Consider the following 15,907-nt stretch of genomic DNA (forward strand, 5'->3'; position numbering starts at 1 on the left):
TCGATTTATCATCATTTCCGGCATTTATTTCTAGTCGGAGTTAAATGAATAACCTCACACGGTATGTGATGTAAGTAATTGTGAGTAAATGATATATGAATATAAAATGGACTTAGGTATACATGAAAGCCTAAGTCCACTTTTGAAGTATAAATTAAATGACTAAAATCTTATATCTACGGCAATACCACTATCTCCCTGTTCATCCATCCATTTTTTTAGTTCTTGTTTCATCTCTTTAATTCGGGATTGATGCTCAGGTTTATCTATCAGATTTGTCATTTCCCACGGATCGTTCTCTACATCGTAGAACTCAAATTCCGGACGGTGTACAAAACGATTGATTAAAAACGCGGCTTTAGGATCGCTTGCTTCCGATGATTTCCATACCGGCCATACTCCTGTCACATTATTATCAGCCTTCATCAGATGTTTCTCATGGTATTCTTTCTCCGGTGTAAGATTCCAGATAAGGGCATATTTCTGATCCCTGATGCTGCGTATCGGGTATGGAGGGCCTTCAGGATAGTTATTATGTATTCCGTATGCATATTTACGGGCATCGTTAGTTTTACCATAAAGTGCTTTTTTAAAACTTATTCCGTCCAACTCTTTTCTGGTTTTACCGCCTGCCACATCTATAAATGTAGGCAACAGATCCTCATATTGCACGATAGCGTTTGAAACCGCACCTGCCTTTATTTCTGATGGATATCTGGCTATAAGCGCGCTATTCACACCGGGATACCAACAAGTCCATTTGCCTCCGGGGAACTGAGGCCCCTGTTCTCCAAGGAATATGACTATGGTGTTGTCAAGCTTACCTGCCTCTGTTAAAACTTTTACGACTGCCCCCACTTCATTATCAAGGGCACGTACTTCTGCCAGATATTTTGTGTATATTTCACGCATTGCCGGATTGTCCACACAATTTTCAGGCATTACAAGCTTATCTTTATCAAACTCACCGGGGTCGCCCCAAGTCCATGGTGCATGAGGATGTATACTACATACATAGAGAAGGAACGGGTCATCATTTCGCGTAATAAATTTACGAATACCGTCTATCGTAAAAGGCGCTTTCTGCGCAGTACATCCAACTGTAAATCCCGGTATCTTTTCAAATTTGTAGACTGCCGGATTTACCGGATGGTCTTTGCCTGTACGTCCTACACGATAGCCTTCCTCTATCATATACTCGTTTGAAGTTTTAGTACCCGGATTTGTTTTTTTATGGTTCTGGTACGAGCCATGGTGCATCGGGTACAGCCCTGTGTACATAGATGCCCGTATCGGTACACTCATAGCCACCGATGCGTAGTTGTGGGTAAAGCGCACCCCTTCGCTCGCAAGTTTGTCTATATTATGTGTAACTAAATTCTGACCGCCGTAACAACTCAGTTCAGAAGAAAGCAGGTCGTCAGCAACAATTACTACAATATTTGGGCGGTTGTCTTTGGGATTATTCTTATTCCCTGCCATTCCTACAATCGGTAGTATGGTTGCAGAAAGCGCTGTGGCTTTTAATAATACCGGATTAATATTTAAGGTGTTCATTTAAGATCTTATTTAGATGGTTTAAATATAGTAACATTTATTTTTACAGATTAAGTCAGAGTTTAAATAGTCAAAATAAAAGTTGACAAAGTTGACACATATTTAGCTGTTAGCTATTAGCTAATGGCTATTAGCCTTTAACTAAAACCTGACAATCCTTACACATTTTATTTTCTTTATTTTTCATCTCTTTCATTTTCACATTGGCATATTGCCACATTCGCTCATTGTTTTCTTTATAGATAAAGAACTTAATAAATAATGCGAATCCGTTTAACGATTCTATTTTGGCTTTTTCATGACATTCATAGCCTCTAGCAATGTAGCTCCGCTTACTTGCCACCCCAATCGTGGGGTTTGGTAATCAGCCCCTTTTTTTGCTACTTCCTGTTGGTTTAAACTCCAGTCGGGAGTGAAAAAACCTGTAGGTTTATTGTTTGCATCTCTGGTAAGCCCTTTCGTCCAAAGAGTTTCAGCCTGATGTCTGATGAAATTATAAAACTGGGTACGAGTCTCAAGTTTGATCGCAGGATCATTTACCAATCCCACAGCATACCGGATAAAAATACCTTTGAATAGAGAATTATCACCTCCGGCGCCTTCATCACGGAGCATGCCGTTTTTGGTTATGCCGGGATGAGTAATAGTGTATAATGCTGCTTTTACAGCATCATCCAGATAGTGGTTTTCATTTGTATATTTATGCAGCAAATGTGCCGAACCAACAAAAGTCCCCTGATCGTAGGTTAGAGAGTAGGCTTTGTGAAGCCCTTTTTTCTGGGATATGCTACCATAAACCTGACCTGTTTCACTATTGAAAAGCTCCTTAGCCATCCATTTATACACTGTTTTAGCATTTTCGAGATAATCAAAATCGACATAATCAGGATGCGAGTCTGTCCGGTAACGCTCTTTGGGTGTGTTTTGCTTTACTTCGTGCAGCCTGATTGCCGTAAGGCAACCAGGGCCGTTTGAACAGGCATTTTTTGATAACCCACTGGGGGTATCTTCTTTGCCAAAACACCATAAAAATCCGCCATTACCTCCAAGCTCTCTTACCGAAGGCAGATCCCAGGCCTCCCAGATTTGGGCATAGAGTTTCTGTGCTTCTTTCAAATATACAGCTTCCTCTGTTGCTTCATAGAGCCTTATCAGGGTCAGGGCATGCCACTCCATATCATCTACAAACTGATTGCCAAAGCAAGCGGATATTTTAGAGTATTTAGGCATTCCGTAGCTTGTCCAAAGTACTCCTGCCTTATTTTTCACATCTCCGTTGCCAATCGGATCACGATAGCCTTCATCGAAACATTTTTTGTAAAAAGAAATTGCCTCTTTATTTTTTTTACGCTTGGCACGTAAATAAGCATCAATAGCAACATCCATAGCATGGGCTTGCGGCCAGTAGTTGTTTGAACGGTCTTCTTGTCCTTTAATCCCAATGGTGAAGTGGTATGGAGGTTGATCTCCTGTAAATCCGTTATCCGGTACCCTCCAGAAATTGTCCATTAACAGTCCGGTGGAATAGTCTGCCGCTTTATTCCATGAGATATTGTTCTTATTTTTTTTTCTTTTCGATGGTTTTTCTCCATACAGTGTGGAGCTAAAGACAAAGCATAGTAGTAATGATATTGAAATTATTAGGTATCTGTTATTCATTTTAGAACTATTTTATTTGTTAGCATTTAATTTTTCTTCCAGCATTTTGATCCAATATGCACCGACAACAGAACGGCCTTTGAAAATAACATGCGCAGGTACATCTGTTTTGTACCAGTCAGACATGGGAACACGAAGAACTGTTTCGTTCATAAAGTTCCATACAGGATTGATGAACTCCCCGAAGGTTTCCTTATTGTCGGCAAGAGTTGCACTCCACATGATCCAGTCTGATTTTGTCCATAGCCGGCGGCTATCGAGTGGGAGTCCGTATTTATTCTGTTTTGTAAGGTAGTATGTGATTTCTTTTTGATAAACAGAGGACGGAAATACACCGAAATCCAGTATTTTATTCCATACCAGATTATATTTCTGGCTCCATGTACCCGGTTTATCGAAATTCAGCCTGTAATGGTCTCCATCATCAGCCTTTTTTATCCACTCTTGTGCCATTTGTTTTGCAGTAGCCAAAAATTTTCCAGCCTCCTTTTCTTTCCCTAGCATTTGTGCGCAATAGCTGAATGAGGCTATTCCCATTATGGCTTTTATCGACAGATTGGCGTTGTGTGCCGATTTTCCGGCAAAGTCGTCGGTACAAAGCTGGTCGTCAGGATCTAATCCGTTTTCCACAAGATATTCGGCCCAGGTAGTCAATGAATCCCAGTGTTTGCGGGCATACTCTGCATTTCCTTCAACGGAAGCAATTGCAGCAGTGAGGATCAGCATATTACCGGACTCTTCCACAGGCATATCATGTTTATAAGTTTGTCCGTTCGCCTTCGGATATGTACCTACATCGTGCGCAGGGAAGTTCTTTTTCCATTTTCCGCTTTCACTGTAATAGAATATGTGATTCATCAGCGCCTTGGCCAGTTCTGGATTGTAATATAAAAATAATGGAGATGAAGGATAAGTGATATCTACTGTCCCTATCGAACCATTACTGGCGTTTTCTTTCGAAAAAAACATGAGATCGCCATTAGGTGCTTCTACAAGCTTGTGCGCACTTACAGCCTGACGATATGCCATAGCACAAAGTTCGGCATATTTAACTCCTCCTACACGGGTAGCCGATTTCATCAGCTCTTCATCGAAATTAGCGCATTGTTTGATAAGTGATGTATATTCTTTTGACGCAAGGGCAAATTGCACCTCGATAGAGCTATTCTCTTTCCTGTTCCAATAAGGGCGCAGGTTTTTATTGAAATACTGTATGGAGTATATATCGTCAAATCCTGCCATTATCATCCCTTGAGTATCAGCAGACAAGCCCAAATCACGAGAGATGGCAATGTTTGAGTTTTTAGATTCGTTTATATTTCCGTTGAGTTTACCGTTGGTTGCAAAATCCCGGCGCAATGACATTACATTACCCACAGATTGGGATGAACCATTATCTTCTGTGCACAGGTAAAAATATCCCCAGTCTATTTTGATTTGGTCTCCGTGGCGTCCCAAGACTTTCTGGTTTTCAGCGCCTGTTCTTACAAACATCAGTTTATCTTTCCTGAAGCCATTACTGACGGTAAACTGGTCGTCGGTATGGATAGCACAGGCCGGGGAAGCTTCAAAATATATCTGTACATCGTGTTTTTTCTTATCGAGTGATTTAGTCTGGTAAGAAATATAATTCACAGGCCGGGATATCAACTCCAGATTGTTGAGAAATAGTGGAGCAGCGAAAGTTACTGTGAGCTCTACCGTTCCACATCTGAATGTATAGATCGTACGTGTAGCCTGTACATCGGCTGATAGTTGTGTTGCGGGAACGGATAAATAGCGTTCGCTGCCGAGTTCTCCTTCATAGGTGCCTGTAGGACTGTCTATTCCCATAAACCGGTATGTTTGTCCGTCCACGCGTATGGCTCCCACAAGAGGAAAAGAATTGCCTGACCAATGAGTTGTTTGCTGATCATATAGATAATTACCAGCCGACCAGCAGCTTGTATACGGGTCGATAGTGATAAGCGGGTATGCCGGCGCACGTAAATTATTTTGTTGGGCAGTGCCAGGTATAATTGCTATGGAGCAAAGAGCAACCATAATAATGGCGATTGTCTTTTTAAGTCTGGATAATGATAGTAACATAATTTTTTCGTATTTTTATTTCATTAAGGTGTTTTATTATTTAGTGTAAAACAAGTAATTATGCAGATTCCGCTTAAAACGATACCGGAGACGGGGCAACGGTAGCGGATCTTCTGTTGCTATATCCCATTTCAGTAATTCGGATACCAACTCCAACTGTATTTTGATATATTTTTCATCGTTGTAAAGATTTTTTATTTCAGAGGGGTCATTCTTTACATTATACATCAGTCCGTTGCCTAACATATCGAATTCTAGTTTCCAGTCGCCCATACGCAAGGCCCGGGTAGAACCGCTTTGCGACCAGGTATTCAACTCATCGAAAAAGCCGGGCTTTTGGCGCATCGCTCCCTCTTTTATATAATCTGTACCGTCTTCTTTTGTATAATATTGTCCGCCATATCCGTTTTCAATCATGATACTGCGAAACTCGTTTTCGGGAAATTGCCTGCCATTAATAATATCTATCAGACTTCGGCCTTGTACCCCTTTGGGTATTTCCTGCCCGATCATTTCACAAAAAGTAGGGAACAGGTCGACCAACGAAACGTGTGCATGAGATATTCCCTTTGCAGGTATGCCTCCGCCAAACCAAACGAAAGGCACACGTGCAATAGCATCTGACAGCCCGACGCCTTTTTTCATCAATCCGTATTCTCCTGCAAAATCGCCATGATCCGACATAATTACAAATACGGTGTTTTCATACATCCCGTTTTCACGAAGTTGCTCAACAAAACGGGCGATCTGGTCGTCGATCAGGCGTATCATACCCAGATAGTTACTTCTTAATCGTCCAATATTTTCATAATAGCCCTTATGCCCCAATGATTGCATTTCATGCAAAGTCTCATATTTTTCACCTTTAGTGGCAAGGTCGGTAAGTCCTGTAAGTAACGGCGGTAATTTTTCAGGTGGAAACATCGAATAATAAGGTTCGCTCACCTGATAGGGATTATGTGGCTCAGGAAAAGATAGCCACATCATAAATGGCTTATTATCATCGGTTTTTATCCATTGCAAGGCATCATCTACCATTCTGTAAGGATGCTGCATCTCAGCTCCGAATGGGGCAGGATTATAATCGGCATACATATCTGTTGTGCCGAGATATTTATTAAAAGCTTTGGTTTCCTCATCCTTTGCATCCGGCTGTGCGAAGTGCTCATATGGACTCCAGTAGTCAGCATCTTTAGGTTTAAGAAACGAATGGTTTTTTCCGACAAGTGCTGTACGATAGCCATTCCGATGAGCTAAAGCAAATAAATGATCCTCATATACTGCATCTTCTATATTATGGTTCGAATTTACCCGGGTTGCTTTTGGGAAACGTCCTGTAAGCATTGCTACCCGTGCGGGGCCACTGGCAGGGGTGGCGGTAAATGCCCGGTCGAACCATATTCCCTGATCAGCCATCTTGTCCACAAAAGGTGTAACATCCAGTGGATAACCTTCTCTGGCGCAAAGACTGGCTCTTTGCTGATCGGTCATAATGAAAACGAAATTAAGTTTCGGCGAGATTCCAGCTTCCTGTGCAGCTGCGGACGATATGGCCAAAGATACAATCGCTGTTGTGCTTAATGATAATTTTACTGTATTCATCAGGTTATAAGTTCAAGTTGTTTTAACAATGAAGATTAAACAAAATTAGAATGATAAATACAGAGTGCCCAATATTATTTGGTCATAGTTGGTTAAAAAATGACCAAAAGCCGGAATTAACAAAAATCCATTTTTGATATATATATTATTGTTCTAATTTTAGGCACAGCAACTAACCCCAATCTAGAACACCCAATTATCTTGGAACTATGAAATTGAGTAAAAACACTATTCTTACTTCAGTCACAGTACTGACATCTTCACTTACATGTAATTCTCAGCCAAACATTGTATTTATTCTGGCAGATGATATGGGGTATGGTGACGTTTCGGCACTTAACGAAAAATCACTTATCCCGACTCCTGCGATAGATAAACTTTCCGCAGAGGGAATAACGTTTACTGACGCACATTCGTCTTCGTCGGTCAGTACTCCTTCGCGCTATGGGCTTCTTACAGGACGCTATTCTTTTCGCACATCAATGAAAAGCGGAGTTCTGAACAGCTTCTCTTCGCCTATTATAACTCCGGATCGCAGGACGATAGCTACCTATCTGTCAGAAAAAGGCTATAACACAGCGTGTATCGGTAAATGGCATCTGGGATGGAATTGGGGGCACTGTGACGGGGAGGTAGATTATTCGTTACCTATTGAAGACGGGCCGACGACCCGGGGATTTGATTATTTCTTTGGCATTGCGGCATCACTCGACATGCCACCTTATGTATATATAGAAAATGACAGGGTAACAGCACTTCCCAACCGCGTATCGAAGGAGGGTAAAGGAATTTACCTGCAACGCAGTGGTCCACAGGGAGAGGATTTCGAACATTCGGAATGCCTGCAACGAATTACATCCAAGTCTCTCGAATATATAGAACAGCAAAATGCAGACCAGCCTTTCTTTTTGTATATGCCAATAACGGCACCTCATACACCTATATTACCTTCGGCTGAATTTCAGGGAAAATCGGGACTTTCTCCTTACGGAGATTTTGTTATGATGGTTGATGATGTGGTAGCTCAGGTGATAGCTCAACTAAAAAAGCAGGGGCTTTATGAAAATACGATTATAGTATTTACTGCAGATAACGGATGCTTTCATGGAGCCGGAGTTAAACCGATGGAAAAACAGGGGCATTTTCCGAGTTATATTTATCGTGGTTACAAATCCGATCTTTTCGACGGAGGACATCGTATACCCCTTATAGTTTCGAGAGGGGGACGTAACGGAGGACGAACCGAACATGGACATGTTTCATTAACCGATTTTTATGCGACCTTTGCCGAAATAACGGGATACAAACTTGCATCGAACGAAGGAGAAGACAGTTATAGTATTTATGGTATTATAACCGGCGAAGGTAAAAATCAGCGTAAGAATATAATACATCATTCAAATAACGGGAATTTCTCTCTGCGTGAAGGGGATTGGAAAATTCTTTTTACACCCGATTCAGGAGGCTGGAGCTTTCCTACCCATTCCCGTGATAAAGATTATATAGCTACATTGCCATTGGTTCAGCTTTATAACATAGAAAAAGATCCGGGTGAAACTCAAAATGTAATAAATGAATACCCGGAAATAGCTGCACGCCTTATAACTCAGATGAGAGAATATATCGATCGTGGCCGGTCGACTCCCGGTGAGATTCAAAAAAATGAAACTCAAGGAGAATGGAAACAAATAATTCCGTTTATGAAACACACGAATACCGGTTTATAGTCCTTAATGAGGCTGTTTTTGCTATTTTGACCAAAAATTGATGCTTTTCGAACAGCGGATACAAGGTGGTTTCCCTTTATTAAATTTCCTTTGTCATAATACTAAGACCTAAAATCATTTTAACCTTAAACTAATTTGTATGAGAGTATTACGATCTTTACTGCTTATACTTTCTGTATTGGTACTGTTTTTTGTATCCTGTGAATCATCGGATCAGAAAGATGGAGACCAATATTCTTTAGGAACGACTTGCCGGATTCTAGAAAGTAGAGGTAATTTTACTTATTTTATTGAAGCACTTAATCGTAGCGGTTACTATCGTCTGGTTAACGGAGGTGGGCTCGTAACGGTTTTTGCTCCAGATGATAATGCTTTTAAGAGTTATCTTGAAAGTAAGTATGGTACTGTTGACATGAGTCAGGTTTCGGATGAAGATATTTCGTTACTTGTTGGCTGTCATATGATTCAATTCGCCTATAATAAGGAGGACTTTCTTTCTTTCTCTACCAGTTCTTCCGAAGATGATTCGGGAACGAAAAAGTCATTTTGTTATAAATATAAGACGTATGGGCGTGAGTCTGTTGAAGATTTCACAGACCCTGTCACAAGGCGGAAGGTGAAACTGTTCTCACGGGAAAAATATATGCCCGTATTTTCTACCCGGATGTTATCCGGCCGGGGAATTTCAGATGCTGAAGGAGATTATCGCAAGTTATTTCCTGATGTTAACTGGCAAGGTTCGGATGATCGCCTTTATGCCGGAAATGCAGCCGTCCTTGAAAGTGGCATTTCTTCAGACAACGGGTATCTTTATATTATTGATAAAGTGATAGAGCCGTCAAAAACAATATATAAAGAATTGTCAGGCTCTATGAAAGATAATTATTCGATCAGTAAAAGGCTTTTTGATGAAATAAATTTTTATCAGTACAATGCTGAAATTACAAAGAATTATTCTTCTACGGGCGACTCTTTATTTTACTTCTATCATTGGAGTGCACCCACACGCAGCGGTGAAATTCCTGAAATAGCCAGTGAGTGGACATATCACGATGAAAGTGGAGTTGTTTTCGATCGCATGCTACGCTACTCTACCAATTGTTTTCTTCCTACCGATGATGTTTTAGAACCTTATCTGAAAGACTTTTTCAGAGAATATGGTACATATACTCAGGAAGATTTCATAAGTGTAATTCCCAAAAATGCCATTTATCATTTCCTGAGAGCTCATGCATATGGTGGAAAAGATTTTATATTTCCATCCGAACTGGAAAAGAATCCGATTAATGGTGTAAACGGCGAACGTTTCAGCGTTTCATCTTCAGAAATGGCAGCGATACAATATTGCTCCAATGGAGTTATATACGGTATGAAAAAGGTGTTTCAGCCTGCAGTGTTTACCCACATGACAGCACCTTTATTCCGTTACCCGCAGTTTACATTCTATGCCAATGCTTTCAATATAAAGAATATGTATCAGCAAATGGTAGATGCTAACAACCGTTTTACCTTATTTATACAAGATGATCAGGATTTAGCTGTTGAAGGTTATTCATCGGCCGAGAGTACTATAGGACATGGCAATTATACATTTCGTAATAAAGCCGGGAATATGGCTGCCAATGCGGTTTCAAATCTGCTGCTGTCGCAATTCCTTTTTGGAGAACTGCCGGCTCTGGAAAATACAGACGATCTTCGTTATTTTGTGGCAAAGGATGAAAAAAACTATTTCTATATACGAAATAAGATTCTTTATGACTATTCAGGTAAGGCTCTTTCGGTGAAAGCTAAATTTGATACCGAAAATGGTGTCGTTTATCAATTGGACAGGACTATACCTGCACGGGTAGGGCCATATTCAGAAACAGGAAAACTTGCCGAATTTCAGGAGTTTAAGAAACTGATGGTTCAGGCGGGTATAGGTAATAACAGTGGAGGACTGGTAAGTCCTATGGCTGATGCGATAATATTTTTTCCGACAAATGATGCCGTAACTGCCGCTATTGCAGCAGGGAAAATTCCTACTGTTGTAAATGGAGATGTAACCGAGTTGAGAAAGTATCTTCAGTACTATTTTATCCAGCTGAAGAAAAATAAGCTCAACAGTTATCTCTTACCCGGTCTGGGCCCAGACGGTATGACACCTAATGCATATTCGGGTAACTATATTACAATGTCGGAGTCTCTGACCGAAGCCGATGCCAAAACAATATCGTTCGCATGGACTCCTGAATCTCCCGGATCGGTTACTATTACAGATATGGGCGGATCTTCTATTACTACCCAACCGGATGTAATCTACTTGCGTACTAATTGTGCCTGCTATGTTATTGACGAATGTTTTGATTATCGTACAATGTATGGAAATTGAATCTGGAAATAAATTAAAACTACAATATACCAAGCCGATAATGAAAAAGAACTTACTACTTATTATATTGGCAGCTCTATGCATGCTCCCTTCTATTTTGTTTGCACAACAAGGACAACAGGCCGGAAATTCTGATAAACAGAATAAGAGGACAAATAAAACGATACATGGTGTTGTAACGGATGAATATGGTGTTTTAGCAGGAGCAACTGTCTATCTGCAAAACAAGGATCAACGAATCGTTGTAGGTGTTATAACCGGTCTGCAGGGAGAATATCTGTTAAATATCCCCTCCGAAGCAGAGGGTCTTATGATTGTAACCAGTTTTGTAGGATGTGAAACTGTAAAAGTACCTTATACAGGGCAGCGGGTTTATAATGTATATCTGGGCCGTGATAGTAAAACGCTGGAAGCGGTTGTTGTTGAAGCAAAAACCATTCGCCGAAATAATATGGGGGTCAATAAAGAAAATCTTGGTACCGCATCGGAGTATATCGATATATCGGATCTTGGAGACATGAGTGTAACTTCAGTAACCGATATGCTTCAGGGTAAACTGGCAAATCTCGATATTGTCTCAGCTTCAGGTGACCCCGGTGCTACTTCCACAATTCGAATCCGCGGGTCAGCCTCGCTGAATGCGAGTAACGAACCGCTAATAGTGATAGACGGTATTCCGCAGGATAACGAGATTGATGAAGATTTCAACTTTGCATCGGCCAATGTAGAGGATTTTGGTACGATGCTAAATATAGCTCCAAGCGATATTCAATCGATAGAAGTGCTAAAAGATGCTGCAGCAACAGCTTTATGGGGCCCTCGTGCAGCTAATGGGGTATTGATAATAACCACTAAGAGAGGGGGAAGGCATAAACCGAGATTTTCTTTCAGCCAGAAACTGAATTATTCTTTCGAACCTAAAGCCTTACCTTTACTGAACGGGCAGGAATATGTTACCCTTATGCAGGATGCTCTGTGGAATTGGATCAAAGATGGTGATTTTAGCCAGGACAGGGTTAAAAAGCTTACAAATCAAAAAGATATTCTGTACGACCGTTCATATGAATATTTTAACGAGTTTAATTGTAACACTGATTGGTTAGATTTAATATCACGGAACACGTTGAATACTACGACAGACTTTTCTATGGATGGTGGTGGAGAAGTAGCGACCTACAGGTTTTCATTAGGATATGAAAATCAGGATGGTACAACACGGGGTTTTGACTATCAGCGTATTACATCGCGGTTGAACCTGAACATAAAATTCTCCGAAAAGTTCCGTATCGAATCCCGGTTTAGCTATGTGGAATCAGACAGAAATCAACCTTTTGGGCAGACTTCCCAGGATTTGGCAATAGGAACCGGAGATAATGAATTGAGCGAGATATATGATGTAAACGATCAGATACGTAAACCGGTGCGTAATACGGCTATGATTAAAATGCCTAATATGAGTCCGTATGTACTGGATAAGTCCGGTATGCCGACAGACGAATATTTCAGTGCTCCCGAGAGTTCATTGCAAGGTGTGTTCCCTAATCCGCTGGCTCATGTCCTTGAATCTACCAATCATACCAAATTGCGGAGCGTATCAGCCAATTTTGCTGTAATCTACAGGCCTTTTGACGGATTTACAATTAACGGAAACATTGCTTATACACTCTCTGCTATACGAAACAATGGGTTTCTTCCTTCTTCTGTATTGAATGTTAAGTGGGCAAATAAGAATTATAATCAGGGAGTCGAAGCTCAGGCTAATAAAGCTGTAACGTATGCTGATATCAAGCTGATTTATGAAAAAACAATAAATAAGAAACACGCAATCACTACAAGTTTCTCCGATCAGATCAATGCAACTGATAATAATAGCTATAGTATTTCTACTGCAGGTAGTGGAGCCGAAGAAGTAAGTTCACCTTCTTCCGAAGGAAAGATTGTCTCCATGGCTTCGGCCTGGAACAAACGCCGCGAGATAGGTCTTGTAGGAAGTTCAAATTATGTATATGACGAACGATATGCATTTACGCTTGCCGGCCGTATGAATGCGAATTCAAATACAGGAAAAAATTCGCGATGGACATCGATCCGGCCTTCGATCTCTGCTGTATGGAGGGCTAAGAATGAAAAATTTCTGAAAGATGTGAAATTGCTTAATGACTGGCGGGTCAGAGTCAGTTGGGGAAAAAGCGACCGTGTGCCAAACTCTAATTATACAACAGGTACGTTTGCATATGAAGATGCCTATATGGATCGTCCTTCTATTAAGCCCAACCGGATGCAGCTCGATAATCTGAGACCAGAGGTAGTAACTACCTACAATCTGGGTACAGATGTTTCTTTATGGAAAAACAAGATAAACCTTACATTAGAATATTACAATAAGAAAACATCTGATCTGCTGATGCAGAATATGAGTATCCAGTCTTCCACCGGTTATAATTCGATAAGGTGGTATAATGCGGGGAATATAGTCAATAATGGTTGGGAGATAATATTGAACCTTAACGATATAGTCACTGCGGGCGATTTCAAAGTAAGTTTGACTAATGTGAATATTTCACGGAATAAAAATAAGATTACCTCTATGCCTGATAATCTTCAGGCTGAAAAATATACAATCGGGAACGGACAGTATGCCCGTAAAATAATGGAAGGAAATCCGATAGGATCTATTTATGGCTTTGTTTTCGAAGGGGTATATCAAAACGATGATGAAACTTTAGCACGTGATGCCGGTGGAGAACTTATCCGTGATATTAACGGTAATACGGTTCCTATCCGTGTAGATGGAACCACCCGCATGCGTCCCGGTGATGCTAAATATGCAGACCTTAATCATGACGGAATAATTGATGAACGCGATATTGTTTACCTCGGTGCTTCTTTTCCAACAGTCACAGGTGGTGCAACACTTCTGTTGAACTATAAAGCATGGACATTGCGTACTACTGCGCATTTTCGTCTGGGACACAGTATCGTGAATATGGTGAGACATGATCTGGAGAAGATGAATAATGGTAATAATCAGTTGAAAAACGTACTAAACCGCTGGAGGTATGAAGGTGACGATACCGATGTGCCTCGTGCTCTGTGGGGAACCAATTATAACTCTTTAGGATCCAGTAAATTTGTAGAAGACGGTTCTTTCCTGAAAATAAAGGACATAACATTAACCTATAAATTACCCCAAAAATTTTGTAAAAGATTGGGGCTATCGCGTGGCACGGCATCTATTACTTCCTATAATCTTTTTACGATAACTAATTACTCGGGACAAGATCCTGAAGTGGGTGTCGGAAGTGGTGCCTATGGGCTTGCAATCGATAGTAATCGTACTCCGCCCTCTCGCCGCGTAGCATTTAGTGTTTCATTCGATTTTTAAAACCTGAGAATATGAATAAAAGATTTTTTTCTAATAGTATAAAAATAATTCTGTTTCTCTTGCTGATGCTGGGAGCTACAGGATGTAATGACTGGCTTGACGTAAAACCTGAAAACGAACAGCCGAATGATGAATTCTGGAACAACAAGGAAGAGGTCGACGCTGTGATGATGGGGGCATATCAACAACTCCGGAATAGTCTGGAGCTATTGGTAAGATGGGGTGAGATCCGGGGAGATGTTACAGAGCTTGGGCCGGGATTAACATCCAATGAAAATATGCTTGCCATCAAGAATCTAGATATCAAATCAACCAATCCGGTATGTGAATGGCAAAGTTTATATAATGCAATAGGCCGTTGCAACGCGATCATTCAATCGGCTGAAGATGTTTTGTCACGAGATAAAACTTTTACCCAAAAAGCATGTGATGCATATATAGCAGAAGCTATCTGGGTGCGTTCGTTATGCTATTTCTATCTGGTACGTACCTTTCGTGATGTACCGTATATCACAGAACCGTATCTGAATGATAGTCAGGAATTCCGTGTACCAAAAACTGACGGGAAACAAATCATGGGAACGATAGCTAAGGATCTTCGTTCATGCGCACAACAGATTCCTGTATCTTATAGTCCGGGATCGTGGGAAAATAAGGGGCGTGGCACTGTATGGGCGCTGTACGCATTATTGGCTGATATATATTTATGGCTTGAAGACTATGAAGGAGCAATAACTATGTGTGAAAATATAGAAAAGGCCGGATTATATTCATTGCTTTCTACAGAAAACTGGTACAGCCTATATTATCCGGGGAATTCGGAAGAGGGCATTTTCGAATTACAGTGGAGTGCGACTTTACTTCAGACTAACTCTCTTTTTGCATGGTTCTACAATGAGAGTAGTAGTAACAATTATGCTATTTCAGAATCTGCCATTGCTAAATTCAATGAGATAAAAGATGAAGTGGATATGAGAGGGGCAGGAGCCAGTTATATTGAATCGAACTATAAAATTTGGAAATACGCAGGTACAGCCCGTGGAAATGATAACCTGAGAGAGTCGGCCCGGCGGGATGCCAATTGGATCGTATATCGTTATGCCGATGTTTTGCTGATGAAAGCAGAGGCATTGATTATGCGGGGAAATGCAGCCGATTATGATGCAGCCTATCAAATTATAGTTAATATCCGTACACGTGCTGGTTATACACAGCATCCTCCTATGTCGGATAACGAGTCGGAGGCGATAGATATGATTCTTGACGAACGTTTGCGGGAGCTTTGTTTTGAAGGAAAACGTTGGTTTGATCTGGTAAGAGTAGCTGTCCGCAATGATGGACAGTATAAAAACAAGCTTGTAAATCTACTCTTGCAGAATGTATCGCCAAAAGACCGTCCGCTTTATCAGGCCAAGCTGCAAAATGTATATGGGTATTTCTTACCGATAAACGACAGTGATATAACCTCTAGTGGTGGTATTCTTATACAAAATCCTTACTACTTATAATCTAAATTGA

The 15,907-nt window shown here is 40.8% G+C and carries 8 protein-coding genes; 4 read left to right on the forward strand and 4 right to left on the reverse strand.

Annotated features, from left to right (window positions below; all coding sequences use genetic code 11):
* Positions 1–162: 162 nt before the first annotated feature.
* The 4 genes from GGR21_RS15355 to GGR21_RS15370 all read right to left on the reverse strand — a co-directional run bounded on the left by GGR21_RS15355 (position 163) and on the right by GGR21_RS15370 (position 6,906).
* Entirely contained in the window at positions 163–1,557 is a 1,395-nt protein-coding gene (locus GGR21_RS15355; RefSeq protein ID WP_221233014.1) for a sulfatase family protein, read from the reverse strand.
* 282 nt (positions 1,558–1,839) lie between these two features.
* The gene (locus GGR21_RS15360; protein ID WP_183308115.1) at positions 1,840–3,216 is read right to left on the reverse strand and encodes a glycoside hydrolase family 76 protein; all 1,377 of its coding nucleotides are present in this window, start codon (positions 3,214–3,216) and stop codon (positions 1,840–1,842) included.
* A gap of 12 nt (positions 3,217–3,228) precedes the next feature.
* Positions 3,229–5,259, reverse strand: coding sequence for a glutaminase family protein (locus GGR21_RS15365; RefSeq protein WP_183308160.1), 2,031 nt, complete (start codon positions 5,257–5,259; stop codon positions 3,229–3,231).
* An 81-nt stretch (positions 5,260–5,340) separates the two neighbouring features.
* Positions 5,341–6,906, reverse strand: coding sequence for a sulfatase family protein (locus GGR21_RS15370; protein ID WP_183308116.1), 1,566 nt, complete (start codon positions 6,904–6,906; stop codon positions 5,341–5,343).
* A gap of 209 nt (positions 6,907–7,115) precedes the next feature.
* Between GGR21_RS15370 and GGR21_RS15375 the strand changes: the two genes are divergently transcribed.
* The 4 genes from GGR21_RS15375 to GGR21_RS15390 all read left to right on the forward strand — a co-directional run bounded on the left by GGR21_RS15375 (position 7,116) and on the right by GGR21_RS15390 (position 15,897).
* Complete coding sequence (locus tag GGR21_RS15375; RefSeq protein ID WP_183308117.1) at positions 7,116–8,633, forward strand: sulfatase family protein; 1,518 nt, start codon at positions 7,116–7,118, stop codon at positions 8,631–8,633.
* A 139-nt stretch (positions 8,634–8,772) separates the two neighbouring features.
* Complete coding sequence (locus GGR21_RS15380; protein WP_183308118.1) at positions 8,773–11,004, forward strand: fasciclin domain-containing protein; 2,232 nt, start codon at positions 8,773–8,775, stop codon at positions 11,002–11,004.
* A 40-nt stretch (positions 11,005–11,044) separates the two neighbouring features.
* Positions 11,045–14,389 (forward strand): SusC/RagA family TonB-linked outer membrane protein, encoded by a 3,345-nt coding sequence (locus GGR21_RS15385; RefSeq protein ID WP_183308119.1) that lies wholly within the window; start codon positions 11,045–11,047, stop codon positions 14,387–14,389.
* Between the two features lie 11 nt (positions 14,390–14,400).
* On the forward strand, positions 14,401–15,897 hold the full coding sequence (locus tag GGR21_RS15390) for a RagB/SusD family nutrient uptake outer membrane protein (RefSeq protein ID WP_183308120.1): 1,497 nt from the start codon (positions 14,401–14,403) through the stop codon (positions 15,895–15,897).
* Positions 15,898–15,907 lie beyond the last annotated feature (10 nt).

The sequence above is a fragment of the Dysgonomonas hofstadii genome (assembly GCF_014196915.1).
Taxonomy (GTDB): Bacteria; Bacteroidota; Bacteroidia; order Bacteroidales; family Dysgonomonadaceae; genus Dysgonomonas; species Dysgonomonas hofstadii.